The organism is Nocardiopsis camelliae (genome assembly GCF_028993595.1).
GTDB lineage: Bacteria > Actinomycetota > Actinomycetes > Streptosporangiales > Streptosporangiaceae > Nocardiopsis > Nocardiopsis dassonvillei.
In genome coordinates, this window is sequence record NZ_CP118614.1 from 5,757,051 (window position 1) to 5,780,200 (window position 23,150).

Sequence of the window (23,150 nt, forward strand, 5' to 3'; positions counted from 1 at the left end):
TCCGTGTTCGCCGCGCCCCATTAGTGGTCCGGCGAACGGAAATCAACAGTTGCGAGTTGCCGAAACAGGACAGGGAAAGAGCGCGATTCCCGCGTGGAAGGCCTCGGCAGGGCAGCACCCTCCCTGGTACTGTCAGCAACTGGTTGCTGTTGTAGTTTCCATGGATGCCCGGGGCGCCTCGCGGAACTTCACGTGGGCGCTCGCCGGTGCGGGATTCACCCGTCGGTCAGGCGCCCGGCGGCCCGGGGCCAGCAGGGTGCGGCCCCGCAGTAGTCCCCAAGGGAGTGCACATGGCTCAGGGCACCGTGAAGTGGTTCAACTCTGAGAAGGGTTTCGGGTTCATCGCCGTCGAGGGCGGTCAGCCCGACGTTTTCGTCCACTACTCGGCGATCTCGGGCACCGGCTTCCGGAACCTGGAAGAGGACCAGAAGGTCACCTTCGACATCATCCAGGGCCCCAAGGGCCCGCAGGCCGCTGACGTCAAAGCGGTCTAGGGCCGTCCTTTCCACGCGGTCGACGGAGTTCCCGGTCGCCCGACGGCACCGTCCGCGTCCGCGTTCCCTTACTTGACGGCGCACCCGAGCAGCCGGGACCGGGTGGAGCGCCCGCGCCCAGCCCTCCGCTCTACGAGCGGGGGGCTGGCCCGTGTCCACCCCTTTGCGGACGACCGGGGCGAGGTTACCCAAGCCTCCCGATACCGGTTAACCTGCTTGAAGCCGGTCGGTACACCGAAGGACTGAGGTCGCGCATGTTCAACATCAGCGGAGGAGAGTTCGTCGTCCTCCTCCTGCTCGCGCTGCTGATCTTCGGCCCGGACCAGCTGCCCAAGGCGGCGCAGCAGGTGGGCAGGGTGCTGCGCCAGCTGCGGACGATGGCCAACTCCGCCTCCAACGACATCCGCGAGGGGCTGGGCCCGGAGTTCAAGGACTTCGACGTGCAGGACCTCAACCCCCGGCGCTTCGTGCAGAAGCACTTCTGGGAGGAAGAGGAGCAGGAGGACAAGCCCGTGGCCCGGCTGAACGGCAAGCGCCCCCCCTTCGACGACGAGGCCACCTGACGCGGGCCCCCGGCCGGAGCGTCCCCTCCCCGCTCGTCGGTCTCACCCCACGAGCATGAGCACGAACAGGGCCAGGCCCAGCAGGATCACCGAGCCCACGATGATCGCCGGGGACCCGAAGGCCAGCACCAGGACCTCCACCGCCAGCGCCCCGCCGAAGGCCCCGGCCAGCCAGGGCCAGCGCGGGCCCGGCTCCCAGTCGTGGCGGCGCTCGCGGTTGAGCGTGATCAGGAACGCGCACCCGATGAGCAGCCAGAACACCAGGTGGGCGAGCGCGCGGGTCTGCGGATCGACGTAGTCCGCCATCCCGCCGACCACCATCACGTAGGTCGTCGTTCCCGCGAGCAGCCGCCAGTGCCCGCCCGTCCTGCGGGCGGGGATGACCTTGCGCCGGGCCGGTGTGGTGCGCCGGAAGCGCTCCGCCGCGACCACGGGCTCCTCCTCCACCGGTTCGACCGTGGTCTCGCGCGGCCCGGGAGGCGGGGGTTCGGGGGGCGGGGGCTCGTATCCCCCCACCGGTGCGGTCTCCGGCGGCGGCCGGTGCTCCCGCGTCGGGGACACGGAGTCCTGCGGCGTGGTCGGGGGGTCCTGCGGCGGGAACTCCTCGGGGTGGTATCCGCCGGGGTACTTCGGGGAGTCGGACACGGTCCGCCCCTTCACGGTCGCGCGGTGGGCCCCTGCCGGGGCCGGGGTTCGGTGTCCGGATCCCTACCCGGTGCCGCGCTCGGTCAAATCCCCGCCCTCGGGCCTTCCGGCGGCGGTGCGTGCCGGAAAGGCGGGGGCGGGGACGAAGAAGGACCCGACCGGTCCTCGGGGGTCCGGTCGGGTCCCTGTGCCGGGGTTCGGCGGAACCCTTTCGGCGGGCTGGTTACAGCCAGGACCACCCGCTGTCACGGGCGGTAATCACGTGCGTGGTCATGGCATCTACCTTTCGTATTGGCTTCCAGCCCATCCCAGGACAACGATGGCGTAGAGCACTCTCGGTCCGCAAGACCCGTGGACGAATGTTCATCATTTTATGGCACGGGCACCACCGAGGCCCGCCGAAGCATGGACCAAATAAACGAATCCTGACTCGTTTCCCCAGTTCAGAAGGGTTTCCATTACCGTAGCCAGAACACCTGGCAGCTTGGCGGCCTGCCAAAACAAGACATCCGCCAGGTCAAATCCACACCATGAATATAACGGAGAGCGACGGCGTTCCCATTTCCCCGGGACGGGAAATCGGGATATCCGGCGGCGCGTTTGGGGGCGGCCCCGGAGATCAACACGGGCTGTTACCAGGGAGAACCTGTTGAACTTAATGTCGGAAAGCAGAGCTATGCCCAACTTTGCACCATCACATCCGTTCTGTCGGAACGTGACTCTGCGTCATGGCGCCCTCGGCCCAGCCGCCCGGGCGCGCCCCCGGAGAGGGGGCCCGCAGAACAGGTGTTTCGGTCATGCACAAAACCGCATATCCCACTTCCCCCTTCCCCGACCATGGCGGCGTCGCCCTTCCGCGGCCGTTCCCCGGTGCCGTTCGCACCGTTTCCCCCGGACGCGCCCGGGGTAGCGGGCGGTGAGTTCGTCCGTTACCACTCCGCTCACCGAACGCACATGAGACAATGAGCAGCCCCAGCAGGAGGTCTCCATGCGCGTCTCTCTCCCCCGGCCGGCCCTTCTCCTGGCCGGCGGTCGGACATGCCCGCACCGCGTCCGCCCGGACAGACCCGGGTCCCCGGTGCGCGAGAGCCCGTCACTCGGCCAGGGACGGGACGGGTAGGCGACCCATGAGCGCACACTCTCTCTTCCCCGCGCAGGCCCCCTATCCTGGGGAGCCCGCCTCTCCGGCCGCCCCGATCCGCGCCATGGTCGTGGACGACCACGCGCTGTTCCGCCGGGGCCTGGTGTCGGTCCTGGACGAGGAGCCCGACATCGACGTGGTCGACGAGGCCAACGACGGGGAGGAAGCCGTCCGCCTGGCCGCCGAGCTGCGTCCGGACGTGGTCATCATGGACGTGATGATGCCGCACACCAGCGGCATCGACGCCTGCTCGCGCATCCGTGAGGCGGTGCCGCACACCAGGTTCATCATGCTGACGATGAGCGATGACGAGAGCGACCTGTTCGACGCGCTCAAGGCCGGGGCGACGGGCTACCTGCTCAAGGCCATCTCGGTGACCGAACTCGCCGAGGCGGTACGCGCCATCGTCAAGGGCGACTCGTTCATCAACCCGGCGATGGCGACCAAGCTCATCGGGGAGTTCGCCGAGCTGGCCAAGCAGGAGAGCGCCCCGCCCAGCCGCACGACCATCCCCGAGCTGACCCGGCGCGAGACCGAGGTGCTCAAGCTGCTGGCCCGCTCCCTGAACAACCGGGAGATCGGGGAGCGGCTGTTCATCACCGAGAACACCGTCAAGAACCACGTCCGCAAGATCCTGGAGAAGCTCCAGGTGCACTCGCGCACCGAGGCCGCCATCTACGCCGTCCGGGCCGAGTACGTCTCCGGGCGCTGAGGCCTCCCGCCGGGCCGCGCCGCCTCCGGCCCGCGACCGCCGTACGGCCGCCAGCCGGACGCTGGGGCCCGTCCGGCATCAGGAGCACCACGAGCCCCAAGAGCACCGAGAGCGCCCGCGTGGGCGCGTCCTGCGCACGGCGGACCGCACAGGGGCGCCCGGGAGCCCCGGCGCGGTTCGGCTCGCGCCCCGCGGCCGGTCGGGAGCCCCGCGGCCGGTCGGGAGCCCTGCGGCCGGTCGGCAACAGCCCCGGGCGGCTCTACTCCCCCGCGGAGGGGTCCCGGCCCGCGGCGGACGGGCCGAAGAGCAGTCCGGCGCTGCGGCGGGTGACGGTGAGCAGGTCGGCGTCGCGGAACAGGTCCCCGAACCCCGAGCCCTCCAGGTTCCCCGTGAGGGAGAGCGTGGCGATGCCGTGCACGACCGACCAGCCCGCGACCATGGCGGCGGCCGAGTCCTCGACCTCCCGGCCCTCCTCGGCCAGGGACTCCACACCGGCGCGGAGCTCGTCGAAGGCCGCCGTGCGCGCGGCGTTCAGCTCCGCGTCGTCCTCGCTCAGCAGGCTGGGGGCGAACATCACGTCGAAGTGCGCCGGGTGGCCGGTCGCGAAGCGCACGTACTCCACGCCCGCCTCCAGGAAGCCCCCGCCGGACTCGCGGTTGGCCCGCAGCCGCGCGGCCAGTTCGCGGAAGCCCTCGGCGGCCAGGGCGTTGAGCACGCCCTCGCGGCTGCCGAAGTGGTGCCGGGGGGCGGTGTGGCTGACCCCGAGTTCGAGCGCCAGCGAGCGCAGGCTGAAGGAGTAGGGCCCCTCCCTGGCGATGACCTCGGCCGCCTTCTCCAGGACGGCGGCCCTGAGGTTCCCGTGGTGGTATCCGTCTGCCATGACCCCGCACCCTACGACGGCGGGTTGCCACTGTAAAGATCACGGAGGCCTGCCCCGCAGCGCGGGCGGGGAGTACGCTGGAGGGGTACCGGCCGCCCCGCGACAGGGGATAGCCGCTTCGCCGGTGACACTCGGGGCTCCGGTCCGGAAACGACCTCCCGCCGCAGGGAACAGCAGCACCGCCTCCGGACCGGACCCCGCCCGGCCGTGTGCGCCGGGGCGCCGTGCGGGCCCCTCCGCACCGGAGACCTCCCGGAAATCTTCCAGGACCGCCCCCTGAACACGGCGAAGGCCCCTCCCGGGTTCGGGAGGGGCCTTGCTGTCTGCGGTGGAGCTATGGGGATTTGAACCCCAGACCCCCTCGATGCGAACGAGGTGCGCTACCGGACTGCGCCATAGCCCCGAAGACGTGATCCACATTAGCAGGAAACCCGGAGTGGTCCGAACCGGCTTCTCCCGGATCGGACCCGGAGCAGCTCCTGGCCCGGAGCTGCTCCGGCCCCGGGCCCGGACCGCTGCCGGTCCGGACCCGGGCCCGGTCAGTCCCCGGCCGCCCGCAGCCGGGCGTCCGCGTACTGGTCGTAGACCTGGCTGCGCCGCTCCTTGAGCGCGATCACCTCGGCCTCCCGCTCGGCCTCGCGCCGCCGCTCCGCCTCGTCCCGGCGGGCGCGCAGGACCTCCCGGCGGCGGGCCCGCCGGGCCGCCTCCCTGCGCTCGGCGTCGGCCTTGGCGGCCTCCCGGAGCAGGACAAGGTGTCCGGCGAACAGCAGCACCGGCGGGGCCGCCACCCACCAGGGCCCCAGCCCGAGGGCCACGGCCACGAGGGTGGCGGCGTTCACCAGGGTCAGCGTCGTGGTGCGACGGCGGCGGCGGGCGATGACGCGGGCGCGCGGCCCGGACTCGGCGCGGTAGCGCCCCGGACGCGGCGCGTCCCCGCCGTGCGCGGGGGCGTCCGCCGGGGCGGTGTCGTAATCGTCACGGCCCAGGACCTGGGTCTCGGTGGCGTCCGGGTCCTCCGCACGCCCCTCGGCGTCCTCCCGGGCCTCGGTCTCCGCGGGTTCGTCGTCCTCCCGCGGGTCCTCGTGGAAGGTGTCGGGGTCCTTCCGCAGCAGCATCGGCACCAGGACTATGAGCCACACCACCACGATGGCCAGGTACAGAGGAGAGCTGCTCATCACCCCTCCTCACGATGACGGCCACTGGACGTTGATCGACACCTCGTCGACACCGCGCCGCGTGGTGTCCCGGGGGACGGAGACGTCCCGCCGGGGAAGGCCGCCCCCGTCCCTCCCCGGACCCGGGAAGTTTCCGGTGCGCCATATCCACGCGTTGCCCGCATCGTCAATGCGTCTATGTTCCGCACGGTACGACCCCGTGTCCATAAATGCGCCACATTCTGACCGGAGTGTCGCAAGATTGTGGACTCTCAGTTTCGGACGCCCTGACCCCGGGGGTGAAAGCACAGGTCAGCCAACGACTGCGGAGTGCAGTCCCAATTCAACGCAAAGTAATGAGTCAATGTCACTAAAGTCAGGTTTAAGTTCCGGATGCTTCTGTGATGTTGGCACGTTCAGTTCGGCTCCGGGTACGGACTCGCCGGATCGCGCGGATCCCGGCCGCCGTTCGGGTCCTGTGGCCCCAAAGCGGAACCGGGGCCGGAACCGGGTTCCCCGGAGGGCCCGGAAGAGGACCCGTGGCGCCACCGGTACATCAGCCCCCGGGGGACCTCCTCCGCGGTGATCGCGTAGCAGATGTGGTCGCGCCAGGCCCCGTCGATGTGCAGCTGTCTCCTGCGCACGCCCTCGTCGCGAAAGCCCAGTTTGGCGACCACGCGTCTGCTCGCCCGGTTCTCGGGCCGGACGTTGGCCTCGATCCGGTGCAGCCCGACGCGGAAGAAGGAGTGGTCCACGGCCAGCGCGACCGCGGTCGGGGTGATGCCGAGCCCGGCGTGGGCGCTGTCGATCCAGTAACCGACCTGCGCCGACCTGGCCGAGCCCCACACGATGGCACCCACCGTGATCTGGCCGACGAACCTGTCGTCGTACAGGACCGCCCAGGGCATGGACAGGCCCTGCCTGGCCTCGTGGCGGATGGACTGGAGCATCGAGACGTAGGGGGTGAGCCCGGTGGTGCGCAGCGGCATCTCCGGATAGGTGGGCTCCCAGGGGCGCAGCCACTCCTCGTTGCGCGAACGCGTGTCCCGGAGCGCCGCGGCGTCGCGGAGCCGCAGTGGCCGGAGTACGACCGGACCCTCCTGGAGGGTGACGGGCCACCCATGTCTGCGATTCACGACCGTCCCTTCGATGCCCTCGGCACCGTAGCCCAGCGCTGCGACACCGGACGCGGAGGCGTCGGGTTCCCGTCGCCGGTGACGGGCTCCAGTATTCCACTCCCGGGGGCGCGGCATGGCTGCGGTCGCCCCAGCGGGCAAGAATCGGATGATTCTTAACTCCAATACTCCCGTACCGAAAACCGGCCCTGCCCCAAGGAATTCTCAACGGTCGGAATGCCCGGGATGTGATTCCGGTCATTGTCCGGTGTCATTCGGAGCGGGCGTGGTCGCCTCCGCGCAGCTGGTCCACCGCGTGCCGCAGCACCGGCGCCAGCACCTCCATCCCGTCGGCGGCACCGCCCCGGGAGCCGGGCAGGTTGACCACGAGCATCCGGTGCCCCGCGCGCTCGGCGACCCCGGCCAGGCCGCGCGACAGGATCGCCGTGGGCACGCCCTTGTCCCGGCCCGCGGCCCGCAGCGCCTCGGCGATCCCGGGGATCTCGTAGGACAGCAGCGCGCGCGTCACCTCGGGCGTGTGGTCGTGCGGGGTCAGCCCGGTCCCCCCGGTGGTGACGACGGCGTCGAGCCGCTCGTCCAAAGCGCGGCCGATGGCCCGGGCCACGGGTTCGCCGTCGGGGACCACCCACGGTCCCACGACCGCGCAGCCGATCCCGCGCAGCCCCTCGGCCACGACCGGCCCGGAGCGGTCCGGGTACACTCCCGCCGCCGCCCGGTTGGACGCAGTGACGACCGCCACGCGGGGGGTGAGGGCCCCGGCGTCAGTCACCGCGCCTCCAGTGGCCCTTCCTGCCGCCGGTCTTCTCCTCGACGCGCACCCCGGTGACCTCGGCCGCCGGGTCGATCGCCTTGACCATGTCCACCAGTCCGAGGGCCGCGGCCATGACGCAGGTGAGCGCCTCCATCTCCACGCCGGTGCGGTCGGCGGTGCGGACCGTGGCACGGATGTCCACGCCCGCGTCCACGACGGTGAGGTCCACGTCCACCCCGTGCACGGCGATGGGGTGGCACAGGGGCACCAGGTCGGGGGTGCGCTTGGCCGCCTGGATCCCGGCGATCCGGGCGACGGCCAGGGCGTCGCCCTTGGGCACCTCTCCCCCGCGCAGGGCGGCGACGGCCCCGGGGCCGAGCAGCACCCGCCCCGACGCGGTGGCGGTGCGCGCGCTCACCGTCTTCTGCGAGACGTCGACCATGCGGGCGGCGCCGGACCCGTCCAGGTGGGTGAACCCGGAGGGGTGGTCGGCCCCCTCCCGCCGTGGGGTGTCGGTCATGGGCCCGCCAACTCCTCCGCTCGGAACGCGGGACGCGGCCGGTCGGCCCCGTCCGGGCGCGCCGGAGCGCGCCACCACGACCGTACGGCACTCCCGGGGCCCCCGGTCCCCGGGTCCGCGGACCCGGGCGGGCGCGGCTCAGGCCGGTTCGGGCAGGCGCACCACCTCGACGCGGCTGCCCGCGGCCAGTTCGGTCACCTCCTCGGGCACCACCACGAGCGCGTTGGCCCCGGCCAGGGCGGACAGCTGGTGCGAGCCCTGGTGCGACGCCGGGGACACCGTGGACTCGGCGTCGCGGCCGTAGGGGGACTCCTCCAGCACCGCGCGCAGGAAGGAGCGTCGCCCGGGCGGGGAGGTGACCGGCGAGGTGAGCAGGGCGCGCATGCTCGGCAGCGGCCGGGGGTCGAGCCCGCGCAGGCGGCGCAGCGCGGGACGGACAAAGACCTGGAAGGACACGAAGGCGCTCACCGGGTTGCCGGGCAGCGTGATGATGGGGGTCCGGTCCGGGCCGATGACGCCGAAGCCCTGGGGCTTGCCCGGCTGCATCGCCACCTGGACGAACTCCACGGTGCCCTCGCGGGTGAGCACCTCCTTGACCACGTCGTGGGCGCCCATGCTCACGCCGCCCGTGGTCACCACGACGTCGGCGCGCACCAGCAGGTCGTCCAACGTGTCGCGCACCGTCTGGGGGTGGTCGCCCACGAACCCGTGGCGGTGCACCTCGCACCCGGCGTCGCGCGCGGCGGCGGCGATCATGAAGCTGTTGGACTCCCAGATCTGGCCGGGGCCGAGCGGGCGCCCTGGCTCGACCAGCTCCTCACCGGTGGAGAGCACCATCACGCGGGGGCGGGCGTAGACCGGCACCGAGCGGCGCCCGACGGCCGCCAGGACGCCCATCTCCCCCGGGCCGACGCGCACGCCGGGCCGCAGCACGGTGGCGCCCGCGGTGACGTCGTCCCCCGCGCGGCGCACGGCGTTGCCCTCCTTCACCGGCCGGTCGAAGGTCACGCTGGCCGTGCCGCCGTCGGTCCACTCGACCGGGACCACCGCGTCCGCCCCCGAGGGCATGGGCGCGCCGGTCATGATCCGGGCGGACCTGCCGGGCAGGACAGCCGTCGGGGAGGGGTCCCCCGCCGGGATGTCGGCCACGACCGGCAGCCTTACGGGGTTGTCCGGCGAGGCCGACTCCAGGTCCGCGGCGCGCACCGCGTACCCGTCCATGGACGAGTTGTCGAAGCCCGGCAGCGACACGGGCGAGGTGACGGCCTCGGCCAGCACGGCGCCGTGTGCCTGGAGCAGGTCCAGCTCGGTCGGCACGGGCTCGGGGATCAGTGCCAGGACGTCGGCGACGTGCTGTTCGACGCTCTTCACGGGGTTCCTCCCGGTTCGCGGTTCCTGTGGTGGCCCCGCCTCCCCTCCCTCAGGAGACGGCTCACGCCCCATTCTTGCCGCGTCCGGCCCCATATGCGGCGCGCCGGGCCCCGGTCGGGGCGCCCCGGGTCCCCGGTCAGGGGCGCTGGGCCTGCGCGCGGTCGACGAAGTCGCGCAGCCAGGGCAGCAGTTCGTCGGCGAGGTCGGGGCGGCGGCAGGCGAAGTCCACGACCGTGCGGATGTAGTCGGCCTTGTTGCCGGTGTCGTAGCGGCGGCCTCGGAAGAGGACGCCGTGCACCGTGCCGCCGTCCTCGGGCTTGCGCCGGGCCAGCTCGCGCAGGGCGTCGGTCAACTGGATCTCGCCGCCCCGGCCGGGCGGGGTCTCGTGCAGGACGGGGAAGACCGCCGGGTCGCAGACGTAGCGGCCGATGATCGCCCAGCGGCTCGGCGCCTGCTCGGGGGCGGGCTTCTCGACCAGGTCGGTGACGGTGACGACGTCGTCCTCGTCGGTGGGCTCGATGCCCGCGCACCCGTACAGGGACACCTGCTCGGGCTCCACCTCCATGAGGGCGACGACGCTGCCGCCGTGGCGCTCGCGCACCTCGATCATGCGGCGCAGCAGGTCTGCGGACTCGATGAGGTCGTCGCCCAGCAGGACGGCGAAGGGGTTGTCGCCCACGTGCGCCTCCGCGCACAGCACCGCGTGGCCCAGACCGCGCGGCTCGCCCTGGCGGACGTAGTGCACCTGGGCGAGGTCGCTGGACTCACGCACCGAGCGGAGCCGGGCGTCGTCACCCTTGGCCTCCAGCGCCTCCTCCAGCTCGTAGGCCCGGTCGAAGTGGTCCTCGATGGAGCGCTTGCTGCGACCCGTGATCATCAGGACGTCCTGGAGGGAGGCGGCCACCGCCTCCTCCACGACGTACTGGATCGCGGGCTTGTCCACGATCGGCAGCATCTCCTTGGGCGTGGCCTTGGTCGCGGGCAGGAAGCGCGTGCCCAGGCCCGCGGCGGGTACGACCGCCTTCGTGACGGACACGGAACCGGAGGGTCGCTTCTGGTCGGTGGAGTCGTTCATGTCGGCACTTTAGGCCAGCGGTCGGCCGTCTCCGCGCCTCCACACACAGGAGGGCGCCAAGAAGTACGGATCGTTTCGGACCGCGGAGGGCGGCCCGCCACCGCGTGTTCACCGCGCGGGGCAACCGGCCGGTTCGGGGCGGTGCCACACTGGGGCCATGGGCGAGAGCGAACTGCGTGGGGCCAAGGCCGATCTGCGGAGGGGTTTCCTGGAGCGGCGGCGCGCCCGGGGTCCCGAGGAGCGCGCCCGGGCCGGGTCGGCGGTCCGCGACGCGCTGCTGGACGTCCCGTGGCTGGCCATGGGCGGGACGGTCGCCTGCTACTACTCCGTGGGCGGCGAGCCCGACACACGCAAGCTGGTGGCGGCGCTGTGGAAGCGCGGCGCCTACGTGCTGCTGCCCGTGTTCCTGCCCGGCGGCGAGCTGGACTGGGCCGCCTTCGACGGGCCGGACTCCCTGGCCCCGGCCGGGCACGGGCTGCTGGAGCCCGTGGGCCGCCGCTACGGGCCCGACGCGCTGGCCCGGGCCGACGCCGTGGTCTGCCCGGCCGTGGCCGTGGACCGGCGGGGGACGCGCCTGGGGCGCGGCGCAGGGTGCTACGACCGCGCGCTGGCCCGCAAGGGCCCGCACGCACCGGCGATCGCCCTGGTCCACGACGAGGAGTTCGTGGAGTCTCTGCCCGCCGAGCCGCACGACCGGCCGGTGGACGCCGTGGTCACCCCGTCCGGCGGGGTGCGGGTCCTCGGCGCGGGCGTGTGGCCGGGCGGACCGGCCGAGCGGGAGCGGCTGAGCCGGAGGGGCTGAGCGGAAGCGGCCGGGCCGCGGGGACGGAGGACGCGGGCGGGATTAACCCGGGCGCCGGGGGCGTTGTCGCTGGCGGTCGCGCTCCGGCGGCGCCCGGCGCCCGGCCGTTCGCGCCCCCGCGCCTGTCCCTGCGGGCGAGGCCCTGTCACGGCCCCGGTCGGCGAGCGCGTACTATTTAGCAGTCAACGGGCGAGAGTGCCAGCAAGGAGGACCCGAACAGTGCCTACGTACCAGTACGCGTGCACCGAGTGCGGCGCCCAGATGGAGGTCGTGCAGAGCTTCAGCGACGACGCGCTGACCGTCTGCCCCGAGTGCGAGGGCCGCCTGCGCAAGGTGTACTCCGCCGTGGGCATCGTCTTCAAGGGCTCCGGCTTCTACCGCACCGACAGCGGCAAGTCCTCCAACAGCTCCGTGCTGACCGGCTCGGGCTCCTCCGAGAGCAAGGACAGCGGGAACTCGGGCTCCACCGACTCCTCCTCCGCGTCCTCCGCCTCCTCGGACACCAAGAGCTCCTCCTCGGACACCGGCAGCAGCACCACGGGCAAGGCCGCCAGCACCAGCGCCACCGCCGCGACGAGCTGACCCGCCGAGCCGTTGACCGCCACCGCGCCGCCGACCCCTCGGCGGCGCGCGGCACGTCCGGCCCCGGCGGACGCGACGAGGCGCTGACGGCCCCGCGCCTCCCCCTCCGAACCCCCCAGCGGTCCGACCCGGTGCGCGGCCCGCGCGATCGGGCCTGTGGACAACCTCCGAACGGCCCCTCCGCGGCCTAGCGTTGGGGGTATGACCAACTCCGCACCCCTCCCCTACCGGCACCGTCGCGCGCTCACCCGGCTCCTGGACCGGCACCGGCGCGCCGTCGCCGCTCTCCTGGCCGCCGCCGCGCTCCTGAGCGCCGTCCTGGCCGTACGCCCTCCGCCCGTGCCCGTCACCCGTGTCCTGGTCGCCTCCCGCGACCTCGGCGCCGCGGACCCCCTCGCCGAGGGCGACCTCACCGCCCGGGACCTGCCCGCCGGGTCCGTGCCGGGCGGCGCGCTCGCGGCCGACACCGCGACCGCCGGGCTGCGCCTCAACGCCCCGGTGCGCCGGGGGGAGGTGATCACCGACGCCCGACTCGCCGACCCTCCCGCGCGGGCCTACGGCCCCGGCCTGGTCGCCGTCCCGGTGCGGGTGGCCGACCCCGGCGCGGTGGGCCTGCTCTCCCCCGGCAGCCGGGTGGACGTCCTCGCCGCCGGAGGAGCCGACGACCTCGCGCCGGCCCGGGCGGGCCCCGCCGTGGAGGTGGTCAGCGACCGCCCCGTCCTGGCACTGCCGAAGGAGGAGTCCTCGGGCGGCGGGGAGGGCGGCGCGCTGATCGTCGTCGCCGCCACGCCCGTCGAGGCCAGGAGCCTGGCGGGCCACGCGGCCGGCTCGCGGCTGTCCATCACCATCCGCGGTTGACCGGCGACCTCCAGTGGGCAAAGCTGGCCGGGCGCCGCGGGCTCCCACCAGGGGATCCCGCTCCGGCGCCCGTACGGACACCACGAGTATGTAGGGCTTGTATCCATGCAAGGCTTCAAGAAGTTCCTGCTCCAGGGCAACCTGGTGCAGCTGGCGGTCGCGGTCGTGATCGGCGCGGTCTTCGCCAACCTCATCACCGCGTTCACCGAGGGGTTCATCACCCCGCTGATCGGCATCTTCGGCGGGGTTCCCACCTTCGGCGACCTCTACTTCGAGATCAACGGGAGCCGGTTCCTGTACGGGGCGTTCGTCGACGCGCTGATCTCGTTCCTGATCACCGCAGCGATCCTGTACTTCTTCGTGGTCCTGCCCGTGGCCAAGGTGGTGGAGCGCTTCGTCAAGGCCGAGGAGGCCACCACCCGCGAGTGCCCGCACTGCTTCAGCGAGATCAGCAAGAAGGCGTCCCGCTGCGCCCACTGCACCAGCGAGGTGGTGCCCGAGACCGCCGCCTGAGGCGGTGGGACGCGCCGGGGGGCGGCCCCGTGCGGGACCGCCCCCTGGAAGACGCCGCGGGTCAGCCGGTGTACTCCCAGTGCCAGGGCTCGAAGGGGCTGGACTTGGCCCAGGCCGGGTGGTGCCAGCCGAATTCGGCGCCGTTGGCCTCCATCCAGAGCCAGCGGTCGGAACGGTAGTTCTGGATGCCGCAGCCGAGGTCGATCGCCTGCCCCAGGCCGTGGTTGCTCGTGCCGGGGACGGCCGCGAAGCCCGGCGCGACCTGTCCGTAGACCCGGTGCTGGTTGGGCAGGTCGCGGTAGGCGCTGGTGATGCAGATGTTCTCGCCGTACTCGTCCACGTACCTGGCGTTGAGCTGGAGGAAGTCCACGGCCGCGTCGGCGCGCAGCTTCTTGTCGTCGTAGAGGTCGCACAGGGCGTTGGCCGGGAGCAGGCCGTTGGCCGCCCCCTGGGCGTTGGCGGCCGCGTCCGGGTCGCAGTCCCCGGCGGCCATGTAGGCCTCGGGGTCGATGCCGCGGTCCTCCAGCTCCTGGACCAGTTCGTTCGTGGTCTGCTCGGACCGCTCGCGCAGGGCCTCGATGTCCGCGGCCAGCTCGACCTGTTCGAGCTGGGTGGTGGTCTGCAGCTCCTGCGCCTGGCTCGCCAGCTCGACCTGCTCCTCGCGCAGGTCGGTGGCGTCCTGGATGAGCGCCTGGTTGTCCTCGGAGATCTTCGCCGCGTAGGACTGGGTCTGCAGGTCCTCGGTGAGCGACCCCGAGGCCAGGACGGCGAGCATGCCGCCGTCGGGCTGCTTGTACAGCGTGCTGGCCAGCTGGGCCAGCGGCTCGCGCATCTCGTTGAGTTCGAGTTCGGTCTGCTGGAGGTCGTAGATCGTCTGGACCAGCTCCGTCTGGGCGTCCTCCAACGCCTCCTGGCGGTCGACGAGGTCCTGGTTGGCCTCCTCAAGCTCCTGGGAGGCGGTCTCGGCCCTCTCTCGGAACTCCTCCAGGCTCGCCTCGGCGGGCTCCAGCACGCCGACGGGCACCGGCGCCACGAGGAGCGCGGTGACGAGCGTGAGCGTCAGCGCCTGTGCGAAGCGGACCCGGTAGGACAGGGCGAAGGCGGTGAGCGCCCCGCCGCCACCCGGTACGCGGGACCTGCGCCGCGCCGCATCAGAAGTGAACGGCACGAATGATCCTCCGGCTGCTTTTCCTCGAACACCTACCCGTGACCGCAAGGCAACGTACTACATGTCCACATGCGGCCACGCGAGATCGGTCCACCGGACGGAGCGGGTCGCGGACGGGCCCCACCCCGCCCCGCCGCCCTCTGCTCCAGGCTTCGGTGAAACACCTGGTCACCGCCGGGCCGGTCAACGCCGAGCCCGCCCACCCGTCGTTATCGACGGTACATATGCGGCCATAACACGACATGCGTCATGAACAACGTCACACCGCACCAGGACAACCAATCGTAGGTCAGCGTACTCCGCCATGCACGCAGAGTCCCCCAACCGCCCCCGCCGGAGGCGGACCGACACCCCATCCACGTCCATCCTGGGTTAGGCTTGGTCCGGTGACGGGGTAAGACATACCCGCGCCGGACCCATGGCTCCGTAGCTCAGGGGATAGAGCACCGCTCTCCTAAAGCGGGTGCCGCAGGTTCGAATCCTGCCGGGGCCGCATAGCGCGGGCTGCTGCCCGCCGGTCTTCGACCGGCTCGCAGCAGCCCGCGATGCTTTCCGGGGGAAGACCCCCCGAGGCGCCCCCTGTGGCTGGGGCCGAGCAGATCGGCGAGGTGGGCGGAGCGAGCCCTTACAACGCGAGGCCGCGCCTCGGGGGTTGCAGTTGGTTCTCCCAGGGTCCGTACGGCGCGTTCCGGGGCCCGTCACGGCCCCCACGGGCGGCTACCGGCGGTCGGCCGCCTCCGTGGAACCCGCGACCAGCGCGGCCACCGTCCGCCGGATCCTGTCGGGGACCACGGACTCCTCCGCGCCGGTGAGCACCAGGTGGTGGACCGCGCCGACCACGGCCAGCGCCAGGGCCCCGGGGTCGGCGCTCCCGCGGAGGCGCCCCAGGCGCCGCTCCGCGCCGAGGTAGTCCGCGACCGCGGCCTCGACCGCCTCCAGACCGGCCGTGCGGTCGCCGAGGACCTCGCGCACGCGTCCGGCCAGCTCCGGCCGGGAGACCATGAGCCTGGCCAGCGCCAGGAGGACCGTCGGCGGGGTCGCCAGCACGGCCTCGGCCAGGTTGTCCGCGACCGTGCCCGTACCGGCGCGTCCCGGCAGGGACGCGGCCCCGGCGCCGACCTGGAAGCCCCGGTCGACGGCGTAGGCGGCCAGGAAGTCGTCGGTGTCCGCGAAGTGGGCGTACAGCAGCCCGGTGGCGACACCGGCCTCGCGTGTGACGGCCCGGCCGCTGAGTCCGCCCGGCCCCTCCCGCACGATCACCCGCTCGACCGCGGAGAAGAGCCGCTGCCTGAGTTCGGGAATGGCGACACCACGTGGCATGCCAGGAATTCTAGGTCCTCCGACGGCCCCGTCGCGGTCGGCCTCCGTGCGGCGGGCAACCGGCTTGCGCTCATTATGAACACATGCTCATACTTGTATGAACGTTTGCTCATACCAACGTGGTCCGGAGGTCGCGGTGACGAACGGCGGGGACTCTTCCCAGCGTGTCGGTGGCGGAGACGGCGGCCCGCCCCCGGGGCGGGCGGTGATCGTCGGCGCGGGCATCGCCGGGCTCGCCACCGCCCTGCGGCTCCACCGGGCCGGCTGGGAGACGCTCGTGGTCGAGCGCGCCCCGGCCCGCCGCAGGGGCGGCTACATGGTGAACCTGGTCGGGTGGGGCTACGACGCCGCCGAACACCTCGGCCTCGTCCCCGTGCTCTCCGACAGCGACCTCGGCCTGTTCTCCACGGTCCTGGTGAGGGCCGACGGCCGGCGCAAGTTCGCCGTCCCTCCCGAGATCGCCAGGGCCGCCCTCGGCGACCGGGCGCTCACCGTGTTCCGGGAGAACCTGGAAGCGGCACTGTACGAGGCCGTGCGCGGGACCGCGGCCTTCCGTTTCGGCACCACCGCCGTGGACGTCGCCCAGGACGCCGACGGCGTCCGGGTCGGGCTCAGCGACGGCACCACCGAGCGCGCCGACCTGCTCGTCGGCGCCGACGGGCTGCACTCCGGCGTCCGCGCCGCCGTGTTCGGCCCGGAGGAGGACTTCCGCGTCGACCTGGACCACGTCGTGGGCGCGCTCCCGCTCGACCGGCTCCCCGAGGACGTGCCCGAGGGGACCGGCACCACGTTCATCGGGCCCGGGCGCACGGCGGCGGTCGTCAACCTCGGTCCGGGCCGGTCCTCGGCCTTCTTCGCCTACCGCTGCGCGGATCCGGACGCCGAACTGGCCCGGGGACCGGTCCAGGCGCTCACCGCGGCGTTCGGAGACCTCGGCGGGGGCGTGCCCGACGTGCTCCGCCGACTGCGCGCCGACCCGTCCGGCACCTACTTCGACTCCGTCAGCCAGGTCCGCGCGGACCGGTGGAGCCGCGGCCGGGTCGTGCTGCTGGGCGACGCGGCCTGGTGCCCCTCCCTGTTCGCCGGGTACGGCGCGGCCCTCGCGCTCAGCGGAGCCGACCGACTCGGCGACGCCTTGGAACGGCACGGCGGCGACGTCACCGGCGCCCTGGCGCGGTGGGAGGCGGGCCTGCGCCCCGAGACCCTCAGGCGGCAGGCGCTCGCCCGGCGGGGGACGCGCCAGTACGCCCCCTCCAGCCGCGCGCACGTGTGGATGAACGACCTGGCGATCCGGGCCGTCCTGCTCCCGGGCGTGCGCGGCCTCGTCCGCCGCGGCATACGGCGCGCCGGTGAGCGGCACGCCGCCGCGGACGGGTGACGGGCGCGCGATCCCGGCGGACGGCGGTCGGCCGGCGACACGGCGCGCCGGCGGGCGTCCGGCCCGGCCCGGAGCCGGACGACCCGTGACCGGGCCCCGCGTTTCCGCGTTCTCCCCGGTCAACGGTGCCGCTTCCCCCACGTGTCGCCATGACACCGGGGGCGGCTCGTCCGATCATGGAGCGGGAGCAGGTACCGGACGGGGGAGGTCACACGGATGGCGCACACGGAGCACTTCCGGGACGGGCAGGCGGAGGAGCCGGACAGAACACCCGCCAGGCAGCGGGGCGGCTCGCCCGCCGCCATCGCCGGGGCGCTCCACCGCACCCCGCACCCGGGCCCCCAGCACTGGGGCGGGCCCCGGCCCCGCAAGACGGACCCGGACCCGTTCTTCCCCAACCGGCTCGGGCCGCCGCCCAAGCGCCGCCGCTCCTGAGCGGGCAGGGGAGGCGGCGCCCGCCCCCGCGGCTCAGAGGAAGGGCCGCCAAGGCGCCAGCACGGCCTCGCCGAACTTGGCGTACCAGGGGCGGTCACGCCACTGGTACTCGGTCAGCTCGCGGGCGTTGGCGAGGTCGTTGGCGAAGACCTCCTCCAGGTGCGCGGCCACGCCCTCGTCGAAGATCTCCACGTTGATCTCGTAGTTGCCCGTCAGGCTCAGCCGGTCCACGTTGGCGGTGCCGATCGTGGACCAGCGGCCGTCCACCGTCGCCGTCTTGGCGTGCACCATGGCGTCGCGGTACAGCCACAGGCGCACGCCGCCGCGCAGCAGCACCGAGTACTGGCTACGGGAGATCCAGTCCGCGACGACGTGGTTGGACTCCTCCGGCACGAGGACGTTGACGTCCACGCCGCGCTCGACCGCGTCGACCAGGGCGTTCTGGAACTCCCGGTCGGGCATGAAGTAGGCCTGGGTGAACAGCGCCCGCTCCTTGGCCCGGTCGATGGCCTCCAGGAACATCGCCCGGATGGGGTAGATGAGCATCTCGGGCACGTTGCGGTGCACGCGGAAGTGCGCGTCCCAGTCGGGGTCGCCGAAGTTCTCCAGCTCGGGCTGGAGGGGCCGCCGGTTCATGTTCCAGAAGTCGCTGAAGGCGTTCTCCAGCTCCCACACCGCCGGGCCGGTCACGCGCATGTGGGTGTCGCGCCAGTCGGTGGCGTAGAGCGAGCCCACGTTGTACCCGCCGACGAAGCCCACCTCGCCGTCGACGGTGAGGATCTTGCGGTGGTCGCGGCCGGACTTGCGGATGTTCAGCAGCAGCAGGCCGGGGCGCAGGAGCGGGTACTCCAGCACGTGGACGTTGGACGGGAAGCGGAAGAAGGACCGGGGCACCACCAGGTTCGCGAAGCCGTCGTAGACGACGTACACCTCGACGCCCCGGTCGGCCGCCTCGATGAGCGCGCGCTTGAACCGCTGGCCGACCCGGTCGTCCTTGATGATGTAGGACTCGAACAGGACGCGGCGCCGGGCCCCCCGGATCGCCGCGATCATGTCCTCGAACAGGTCCTCGCCGTAGGTGTACACGGTCGCCGTGGTCCCGGTGTCGCCCACGGGCAGCTCGGCGGGCGCCGTGCGGGGGAAGAAGGCCCGGCGCGGCCGCACCTTCCGGCGCCAGTGGTTGACCCCCATGAGGGTCGCGGCCACGGCGACCTGGGTGGTCACCAGCCCGACGAGCCCCCACTTGGCCACCGAGGTGATGGTGGAGCGTCGCACAGTCGCCTCCCGGGCAGGGACCTCCGCGGTGCCGGGCCCGACCGCGGACGCCCCTGGTACAAAGTGGACGTCAACCGTATCCCGGGGCACCGGCGGACGGCGGCGCGTCCGCCCCGTGTCCCCCGTGACACAGGACTCTCCTCCTACCCCAGTTCCCGGCGGCGGAACGCCACCAGCTCCGTGGTCGGGCTCTCACTGCGGCCCCGGACCAGGCGCCGCTCCAGCGGGTAGAGCGCCGCGCCCGCGAGCCACCCGGTCGGCGCGGTGAGGGTGGCCGCGCGCAGGGCCCCGCCCCACGCCTTGCGCCAGGGCGCGGGGGCGTCCACCTGGGCGTTCATCAGCATGAGCATGGGCACCCGGCGGACCAGATCGAACCCGGCCCGGTCCGCGGTGTCCGTGATCCACTCCAGGGTGCGGTTGACCTGGTGCTCGCCGCGCTGCTCGGGGCGGCGCAGGCAGTTCTCGGAGATGACGAGGAGTCCGCCGGGGCGCAGCACCCGGGAGAACTCGCCGACGGCCCGGGTGTAGCGCTCGTCGTCGGTGATGTGGAAGAGCACGTCCATGCAGGACAGCGCGTCGAAGGAGTCGTCGTCGAAGGCGTCGAGGTCGGCGGCGTCCTGGCGGACGAACCCGTACTCGGGGAACCTGCCGCGCAGGCGCTGCACGGCGGCGTCGGTCATGTCGCACCCGGTGACGTCGCCGACGCCCATCCGCTCCCACAGGCGCACGTAGAAGCCGGTGCCGCTGCCCACGTCGAGGACGCTGGCGCCGGACCGGCCGGGGGTCAGCCGGGCGGCCTCGCGCAGGAACACCTCCTCGCGCACCTTGTACATCCACGTGTTGAAGGGGCGGCCCAGGGCCCGGTAGCCGACGCCGCTCTCGGTCCAGTCGCCTTCGAGACGGCGTTCCCAGAAGTCTCGCAGTTCGCTGTGCGTAGCCATGGGACCACTGTCACACCGCGCCCGCGGGAAGTCCCGCCGCAGCGCCGCGTCGGCCCCGGAGAGCCGCGTGCGCCCGGTTTTCGGTCGTCCCCGCGCCTCCGAGGAGGAGGGCCGGATTCCGCGCCCCGCCCGTCCGCCGTTCAGGCGACGCGGTGGGCGACCACGCGCTCCACGAACCCCAGCGCGGTCCGGTCGTGGCGGTCGATCACGAACCCCGCGTCGGCGGCCACGTGCCGGGGCAGCCGCCGGGGCCGGTCCTTTCGGGCCTCCCGGGCGCGCAGGGGCCAGCGGGTGTACTCGACGTGGTCGACCAGCAGCAGGAGCCCGCCCGGCCGCAGGACGCGGTGCATCTCGGACAGGGCGCGGTACTGGTCGGGGATCGTGCACAGGGCGAGCGCGCACAGGACGGTGTCGAACTCCCCGTCTCCGAAGGGCAGGTCCCGCGCGTCGCCCTCGCGCAGGGTGAAGCGCCCGTCCAGCCCGGCGGCCCGCTCGCGCGCCCTGGACAGCATGCCGGGGCTCAGGTCCACGCCGGTGATCTCGGCCCCGTCCCGGTAGTGGGGCAGGTTCTGGCCGGTGCCCACGGCGACCTCCAGGACCCGGCCGCGCGCCTCGGCGCACAGCCGGGCGCGGGTGCGGCCGAGCACGGCCCGCTGCACCCCCGCACCGCGGTCGTAGCCCCGCGACATCCTGTCCCACTCGCCGCGCACCCGCTCGGTCCGCTCGTCCACGGTGTCCTCCCTCAGGTCGGTCCCTTGACCGGAGCACCAGTGTGGAAGTTAATGTCCACATGAAGTCAAGCGAGTCGGAGCTGTCCATCGGCGAACTGGCCGGGCCCTTCGGACTGGCCACCCACGTGCTGCGGCACTGGGAGTCGGTCGGCGTCCTGGAACCGACCCGCCGTGCGGGGGGCCAGCGCCGGTACACGCCCGAACAGCGCCTGCGGGTGGCGCTGGTGCTGCGCGCCCAGGAGGCCGGGTTCAGCCTGGAGCAGATCCGGGAGCTGTTCGGCGCCGAGGACGGGGCGGCGCGGCGCGACCGTCTGGCCGAGCACCTGGCGCGGCTGGACGAGCGCATGGCCCGGTTGCGGGCGGTCCGCGACATGGTGGCGCACACGCTCTCCTGCGAGTCCCCGGACATCCTGGAGTGCCCCACCATGAGGGCGGTGCTGGTGGAGACCTCGGTGTCGGAGTGTGCTGCTATGCATGGCCGCACACACCCTCCGAACCTGCGGGAGTCCCCTTGACCTTCCACGACCACCTGACCGAGTTCGCCGGACTGCCCGTCGCGAGCTACCCGGAGGCCCGACGCATGGAACGGCGCGGGGAGGCCGCCCCACCCGGCGCCCGGTCCCCGCTGCTGGACGGCCTGGCCGACCCCGGGTCGGTGGCCTGGCGGTTGGACCAGTACGGAGCCGACATCCCGGAGGAGCCCAGGGGGCACCTGGAGAGCTTCCTGGAGTTCGTCGGCGCCCCGGACGCGGTCCGCGCCCTCGTGGTCGGCAACCTGGTGGAGGGCTTCGAGGCGGAGTCCTCCGACGCCGTCCGCGACGCCCTGGTGCGGCTCGCTCCGCGCCTGCCCGGCCTGCGCGACCTCTTCTACGCGGACCTCTCCTTCATGGAGTGCGAGGCGTCGTGGATCCGGCACGGGGACCTGTCCCCGCTGGTGAACGCCCTCCCCGGGCTGACCGGGTTCGCCGCACGCGGCACCACCGAGCTGAGCCTGGAGACGCTGGAGCACGACGGGCTGCGCAGCCTCGTCCTCCAGGGCGGAGGGCTGCCCGGACGGCTCGCCCGCGAGGTCGCCGCCGCACGGCTCCCCGCCCTGGAGCACCTGGAGCTGTGGCTGGGCGTGGACGGCTACGGCGGCGACACCGCGCCGGAGGACCTCGCCCCCGTCCTGTCCGGCGAGGCCTTCCCCCGGCTGCGCTCGCTCGGCCTGCGCAACGCCGAGCACACCGGCGCGTGGGTGCGCGCCCTCGCCGACGCACCGGTCACCACCCGCCTGCACACCCTGGACCTGTCCCTGGGCACCCTGCGCGGCGAGGACGTCCCGGCCCTGCTGGAATCACCGGTCTTCCGCGGCCTCAGGCGTCTGGACCTGCACCACCACTACCTGTCCGAGGAGGCGGAGGAGGAGGTCCGCGCCGCCTTCACCCGGGCCGGGGTGGAGACCGACCTGTCGGACGGGCAGGAGCCGGAGGTCGACACCTACGACGAGGGGACCGAGCTCTACTACTACACGGCCGTGTCGGAGTAGCCCCGGGAAACGCCGGGGAGCCCCCGGGCCGCCTGCCCGGACGCGGGCGACCCGCGATGTCGGAGCCCGCTGGTAGGCATGGACGCGCACCCTCCGCCGCACCCCTGGGAGACCCCGTGGCCTTCGACGCCCACCTGACCGAGTTCGCCGGACTACCCGTCGTGGGGTACCGCTCCTCAGAGGGGTGGACCCGGGAGACCGAGGAGGAGCGCGAGAGGGCGAAGTGGCGGGGCGGGAGCTTCACCGGCCCCGGCCCCTACCCGCCCCCGGCACTGGCCGCGGCCCTGGCCGACCCCGGCTCGGTGGCCTGGCGCCTCAGCGACAACGAGGAGCCCCTGGACGACTACCGGCGGTTCGTCGCGCAGGTGGACCAGGACCGGGTCACCGCCGTCGTGCTCGGGGACATGCGGGAGACCTTCTCCGTGCAGTGCCCCGACCCCCTCAAGCGCGCCCTCCTGGAGGTGGCGCCGGACCTGACCGGGCTGCGCTCCCTCTTCTACTGCGACGTGACCTTCGAACAGGTCGAGGTCTCGTGGATCGAACTGGGCGACATGGCCCCGGTCCTGGACGCCCTCCCCCGGCTGACCGAGTTCGCGGTGCGCGGCACGGGCGACCTGAGCCTGCACGTACACCGGCACGACTCGCTGCGCCGCCTCACCCTCCAGGGCGGAGGACTGCCCGCGAGGCTCGCCCGCGAGATCGTCTCGTCCGGGCTGCCGAACCTGGAGCACCTGGAACTGTGGCTGGGAGTGGAGGAGTACGGCGGCGACACCACCCCGGAGGACCTCGCCCCGGTCCTGTCCGGCGAGGCCTTCCCCGCGCTGCGCTCGCTGGGCCTGCGCAACGCCGAGCACACCGACGACTGGGTTCCGGTCCTCGCCGGGGCACCCGTCACCGCCCGCCTGCACACCCTGGACCTGTCCCTGGGGACCCTCACTGACAAGGGCGCTCGGTCCCTAGTCGGGGCCGCGCCCGCCTTCACGCACCTGAAGCGGCTCGACCTGCACCACCACTACCTGTCCGAGGACATGCAGGAGCGCGTCCGGTCCGTCTTCACCGGGGCCGGTGTGGACGTGGACCTGTCCGGACGCGAGGTCGGCAGTGACTGGGAGGACGAGGACTTCGACTACGACGCGGCCGGCTTCTACACGGCCGTCAGCGAGTAGCGCCCGCGCCG

Annotated in this window: 25 protein-coding genes and 2 tRNA genes; 13 read left to right on the forward strand and 14 right to left on the reverse strand. The window is 73.0% G+C overall.

The window, feature by feature from the left end:
- The first annotated feature begins 290 nt into the window (after positions 1–290).
- Together PV789_RS25085 and PV789_RS25090 are read left to right on the forward strand one after the other, a co-directional pair.
- Positions 291–494, forward strand: a complete 204-nt coding sequence (locus tag PV789_RS25085) for a cold-shock protein (protein WP_013155080.1) — start codon at positions 291–293, stop codon at positions 492–494.
- Positions 495–748: 254 nt separating this feature from the next.
- Positions 749–1,057, forward strand: coding sequence for a sec-independent translocase (locus PV789_RS25090; protein WP_274974827.1), 309 nt, complete (start codon positions 749–751; stop codon positions 1,055–1,057).
- 42 nt (positions 1,058–1,099) lie between these two features.
- Here the strand turns inward: PV789_RS25090 and PV789_RS25095 are convergent, their stop codons facing one another.
- Positions 1,100–1,702 (reverse strand): hypothetical protein, encoded by a 603-nt coding sequence (locus PV789_RS25095; protein ID WP_274974828.1) that lies wholly within the window; start codon positions 1,700–1,702, stop codon positions 1,100–1,102.
- A 1,127-nt stretch (positions 1,703–2,829) separates the two neighbouring features.
- Here PV789_RS25095 and PV789_RS25100 point away from each other — a divergent pair.
- Entirely contained in the window at positions 2,830–3,555 is a 726-nt protein-coding gene (locus PV789_RS25100; RefSeq protein ID WP_274974829.1) for a response regulator, read from the forward strand.
- Between the two features lie 259 nt (positions 3,556–3,814).
- On the opposite strand, the gene PV789_RS25105 is transcribed toward PV789_RS25100, so the two are convergent.
- The 8 genes from PV789_RS25105 to galU all read right to left on the reverse strand — a co-directional run bounded on the left by PV789_RS25105 (position 3,815) and on the right by galU (position 10,442).
- On the reverse strand, positions 3,815–4,435 hold the full coding sequence (locus PV789_RS25105; protein ID WP_274974830.1) for a TetR/AcrR family transcriptional regulator: 621 nt from the start codon (positions 4,433–4,435) through the stop codon (positions 3,815–3,817).
- A 329-nt stretch (positions 4,436–4,764) separates the two neighbouring features.
- Positions 4,765–4,838, reverse strand: a tRNA-Ala gene (locus tag PV789_RS25110).
- Positions 4,839–4,974: 136 nt separating this feature from the next.
- Entirely contained in the window at positions 4,975–5,610 is a 636-nt protein-coding gene (gene sepX, locus PV789_RS25115; protein ID WP_274974831.1) for a divisome protein SepX/GlpR, read from the reverse strand.
- Between the two features lie 395 nt (positions 5,611–6,005).
- Positions 6,006–6,725: a GNAT family N-acetyltransferase gene (locus tag PV789_RS25120; protein WP_212642717.1), complete on the reverse strand. Its 720-nt coding sequence runs from the start codon at positions 6,723–6,725 to the stop codon at positions 6,006–6,008.
- Positions 6,726–6,975: 250 nt separating this feature from the next.
- Complete coding sequence (locus PV789_RS25125; protein ID WP_274974832.1) at positions 6,976–7,494, reverse strand: MogA/MoaB family molybdenum cofactor biosynthesis protein; 519 nt, start codon at positions 7,492–7,494, stop codon at positions 6,976–6,978.
- The gene (moaC, locus tag PV789_RS25130) at positions 7,487–7,996 is read right to left on the reverse strand and encodes a cyclic pyranopterin monophosphate synthase MoaC (RefSeq protein WP_274974833.1); all 510 of its coding nucleotides are present in this window, start codon (positions 7,994–7,996) and stop codon (positions 7,487–7,489) included. The genes PV789_RS25125 and moaC overlap by 8 nt, the downstream gene beginning before the upstream one ends.
- A 138-nt stretch (positions 7,997–8,134) precedes the next feature.
- Positions 8,135–9,367 (reverse strand): molybdotransferase-like divisome protein Glp, encoded by a 1,233-nt coding sequence (gene glp, locus PV789_RS25135; protein ID WP_274974834.1) that lies wholly within the window; start codon positions 9,365–9,367, stop codon positions 8,135–8,137.
- Between the two features lie 136 nt (positions 9,368–9,503).
- Positions 9,504–10,442, reverse strand: coding sequence for a UTP--glucose-1-phosphate uridylyltransferase GalU (galU, locus tag PV789_RS25140; protein ID WP_061079972.1), 939 nt, complete (start codon positions 10,440–10,442; stop codon positions 9,504–9,506).
- A gap of 157 nt (positions 10,443–10,599) precedes the next feature.
- Here galU and PV789_RS25145 point away from each other — a divergent pair, with 157 nt between their 5' ends.
- From PV789_RS25145 to PV789_RS25160, 4 genes are all read left to right on the forward strand, one after another.
- Positions 10,600–11,244, forward strand: coding sequence for a 5-formyltetrahydrofolate cyclo-ligase (locus tag PV789_RS25145; protein WP_274974835.1), 645 nt, complete (start codon positions 10,600–10,602; stop codon positions 11,242–11,244).
- A gap of 219 nt (positions 11,245–11,463) precedes the next feature.
- A complete protein-coding gene (locus PV789_RS25150) occupies positions 11,464–11,826 on the forward strand; it encodes an FmdB family zinc ribbon protein (RefSeq protein ID WP_274974836.1) in 363 nt (120 codons plus the stop codon).
- 201 nt (positions 11,827–12,027) lie between these two features.
- A complete protein-coding gene (locus tag PV789_RS25155) occupies positions 12,028–12,684 on the forward strand; it encodes an SAF domain-containing protein (protein WP_274974837.1) in 657 nt (218 codons plus the stop codon).
- A gap of 105 nt (positions 12,685–12,789) precedes the next feature.
- Positions 12,790–13,197, forward strand: a complete 408-nt coding sequence (locus PV789_RS25160) for an MscL family protein (RefSeq protein WP_248772113.1) — start codon at positions 12,790–12,792, stop codon at positions 13,195–13,197.
- A 61-nt stretch (positions 13,198–13,258) separates the two neighbouring features.
- On the opposite strand, the gene PV789_RS25165 is transcribed toward PV789_RS25160, so the two are convergent.
- Positions 13,259–14,365 carry a D-alanyl-D-alanine carboxypeptidase family protein gene (locus tag PV789_RS25165; protein ID WP_274974838.1) on the reverse strand — a complete coding sequence of 369 codons (1,107 nt, stop codon included), beginning with the start codon at positions 14,363–14,365 and terminating at the stop codon, positions 13,259–13,261.
- Positions 14,366–14,785: 420 nt separating this feature from the next.
- Here PV789_RS25165 and PV789_RS25170 point away from each other — a divergent pair.
- Positions 14,786–14,858, forward strand: a tRNA-Arg gene (locus PV789_RS25170).
- A gap of 224 nt (positions 14,859–15,082) precedes the next feature.
- Here PV789_RS25170 and PV789_RS25175 read toward each other — a convergent pair.
- Positions 15,083–15,685: a TetR family transcriptional regulator gene (locus tag PV789_RS25175; protein ID WP_274974839.1), complete on the reverse strand. Its 603-nt coding sequence runs from the start codon at positions 15,683–15,685 to the stop codon at positions 15,083–15,085.
- Between the two features lie 97 nt (positions 15,686–15,782).
- Between PV789_RS25175 and PV789_RS25180 the strand changes: the two genes are divergently transcribed.
- Together PV789_RS25180 and PV789_RS25185 are read left to right on the forward strand one after the other, a co-directional pair.
- The gene (locus tag PV789_RS25180) at positions 15,783–17,063 is read left to right on the forward strand and encodes an FAD-dependent oxidoreductase (RefSeq protein ID WP_274974840.1); all 1,281 of its coding nucleotides are present in this window, start codon (positions 15,783–15,785) and stop codon (positions 17,061–17,063) included.
- A 216-nt stretch (positions 17,064–17,279) separates the two neighbouring features.
- Positions 17,280–17,498 carry a calcium-binding protein gene (locus PV789_RS25185; protein WP_274974841.1) on the forward strand — a complete coding sequence of 73 codons (219 nt, stop codon included), beginning with the start codon at positions 17,280–17,282 and terminating at the stop codon, positions 17,496–17,498.
- Positions 17,499–17,531: 33 nt separating this feature from the next.
- Here PV789_RS25185 and PV789_RS25190 read toward each other — a convergent pair whose 3' ends face one another.
- The 3 genes from PV789_RS25190 to PV789_RS25200 form a co-directional block, all read right to left on the reverse strand.
- A complete protein-coding gene (locus tag PV789_RS25190) occupies positions 17,532–18,773 on the reverse strand; it encodes a phospholipase D-like domain-containing protein (RefSeq protein ID WP_274974842.1) in 1,242 nt (413 codons plus the stop codon).
- A gap of 143 nt (positions 18,774–18,916) precedes the next feature.
- Complete coding sequence (locus PV789_RS25195; protein WP_274974843.1) at positions 18,917–19,714, reverse strand: class I SAM-dependent methyltransferase; 798 nt, start codon at positions 19,712–19,714, stop codon at positions 18,917–18,919.
- Positions 19,715–19,854: 140 nt separating this feature from the next.
- The gene (locus PV789_RS25200) at positions 19,855–20,445 is read right to left on the reverse strand and encodes a class I SAM-dependent methyltransferase (protein ID WP_274974844.1); all 591 of its coding nucleotides are present in this window, start codon (positions 20,443–20,445) and stop codon (positions 19,855–19,857) included.
- 59 nt (positions 20,446–20,504) lie between these two features.
- On the opposite strand from PV789_RS25200, the gene PV789_RS25205 reads away from it, so the two are divergent.
- The 3 genes from PV789_RS25205 to PV789_RS25215 all read left to right on the forward strand — a co-directional run bounded on the left by PV789_RS25205 (position 20,505) and on the right by PV789_RS25215 (position 23,139).
- Positions 20,505–20,960 carry a helix-turn-helix domain-containing protein gene (locus tag PV789_RS25205; RefSeq protein WP_274974845.1) on the forward strand — a complete coding sequence of 152 codons (456 nt, stop codon included), beginning with the start codon at positions 20,505–20,507 and terminating at the stop codon, positions 20,958–20,960.
- Positions 20,957–21,973, forward strand: coding sequence for an STM4015 family protein (locus tag PV789_RS25210; protein ID WP_274974846.1), 1,017 nt, complete (start codon positions 20,957–20,959; stop codon positions 21,971–21,973). Before PV789_RS25205 ends, PV789_RS25210 begins: the two co-directional genes overlap by 4 nt.
- A 116-nt stretch (positions 21,974–22,089) precedes the next feature.
- A complete protein-coding gene (locus PV789_RS25215; RefSeq protein ID WP_274974847.1) occupies positions 22,090–23,139 on the forward strand; it encodes an STM4015 family protein in 1,050 nt (349 codons plus the stop codon).
- Positions 23,140–23,150 lie beyond the last annotated feature (11 nt).

Excerpts from the sequence above, each read along its gene's own strand:
- PV789_RS25085 (WP_013155080.1), top strand. The coding sequence starts at position 291 with ATGGCTCAGGGCACCGTGAAGTGGTTCAACTCTGAGAAGGGTTTCGGG.
- PV789_RS25090 (WP_274974827.1), top strand. The coding sequence starts at position 749 with ATGTTCAACATCAGCGGAGGAGAGTTCGTCGTCCTCCTCCTGCTCGCG.
- PV789_RS25100 (WP_274974829.1), top strand. The coding sequence starts at position 2,830 with ATGAGCGCACACTCTCTCTTCCCCGCGCAGGCCCCCTATCCTGGGGAG.
- PV789_RS25105 (WP_274974830.1), bottom strand. The coding sequence starts at position 4,435 with ATGGCAGACGGATACCACCACGGGAACCTCAGGGCCGCCGTCCTGGAG.
- sepX (WP_274974831.1), bottom strand. The coding sequence starts at position 5,610 with ATGAGCAGCTCTCCTCTGTACCTGGCCATCGTGGTGGTGTGGCTCATA.
- moaC (WP_274974833.1), bottom strand. The coding sequence starts at position 7,996 with ATGACCGACACCCCACGGCGGGAGGGGGCCGACCACCCCTCCGGGTTC.
- galU (WP_061079972.1), bottom strand. The coding sequence starts at position 10,442 with ATGAACGACTCCACCGACCAGAAGCGACCCTCCGGTTCCGTGTCCGTC.
- PV789_RS25145 (WP_274974835.1), top strand. The coding sequence starts at position 10,600 with ATGGGCGAGAGCGAACTGCGTGGGGCCAAGGCCGATCTGCGGAGGGGT.
- PV789_RS25155 (WP_274974837.1), top strand. The coding sequence starts at position 12,028 with ATGACCAACTCCGCACCCCTCCCCTACCGGCACCGTCGCGCGCTCACC.
- PV789_RS25160 (WP_248772113.1), top strand. The coding sequence starts at position 12,790 with ATGCAAGGCTTCAAGAAGTTCCTGCTCCAGGGCAACCTGGTGCAGCTG.
- PV789_RS25175 (WP_274974839.1), bottom strand. The coding sequence starts at position 15,685 with ATGCCACGTGGTGTCGCCATTCCCGAACTCAGGCAGCGGCTCTTCTCC.
- PV789_RS25180 (WP_274974840.1), top strand. The coding sequence starts at position 15,783 with ATGAACGTTTGCTCATACCAACGTGGTCCGGAGGTCGCGGTGACGAAC.
- PV789_RS25185 (WP_274974841.1), top strand. The coding sequence starts at position 17,280 with ATGGCGCACACGGAGCACTTCCGGGACGGGCAGGCGGAGGAGCCGGAC.
- PV789_RS25195 (WP_274974843.1), bottom strand. The coding sequence starts at position 19,714 with ATGGCTACGCACAGCGAACTGCGAGACTTCTGGGAACGCCGTCTCGAA.
- PV789_RS25205 (WP_274974845.1), top strand. The coding sequence starts at position 20,505 with ATGAAGTCAAGCGAGTCGGAGCTGTCCATCGGCGAACTGGCCGGGCCC.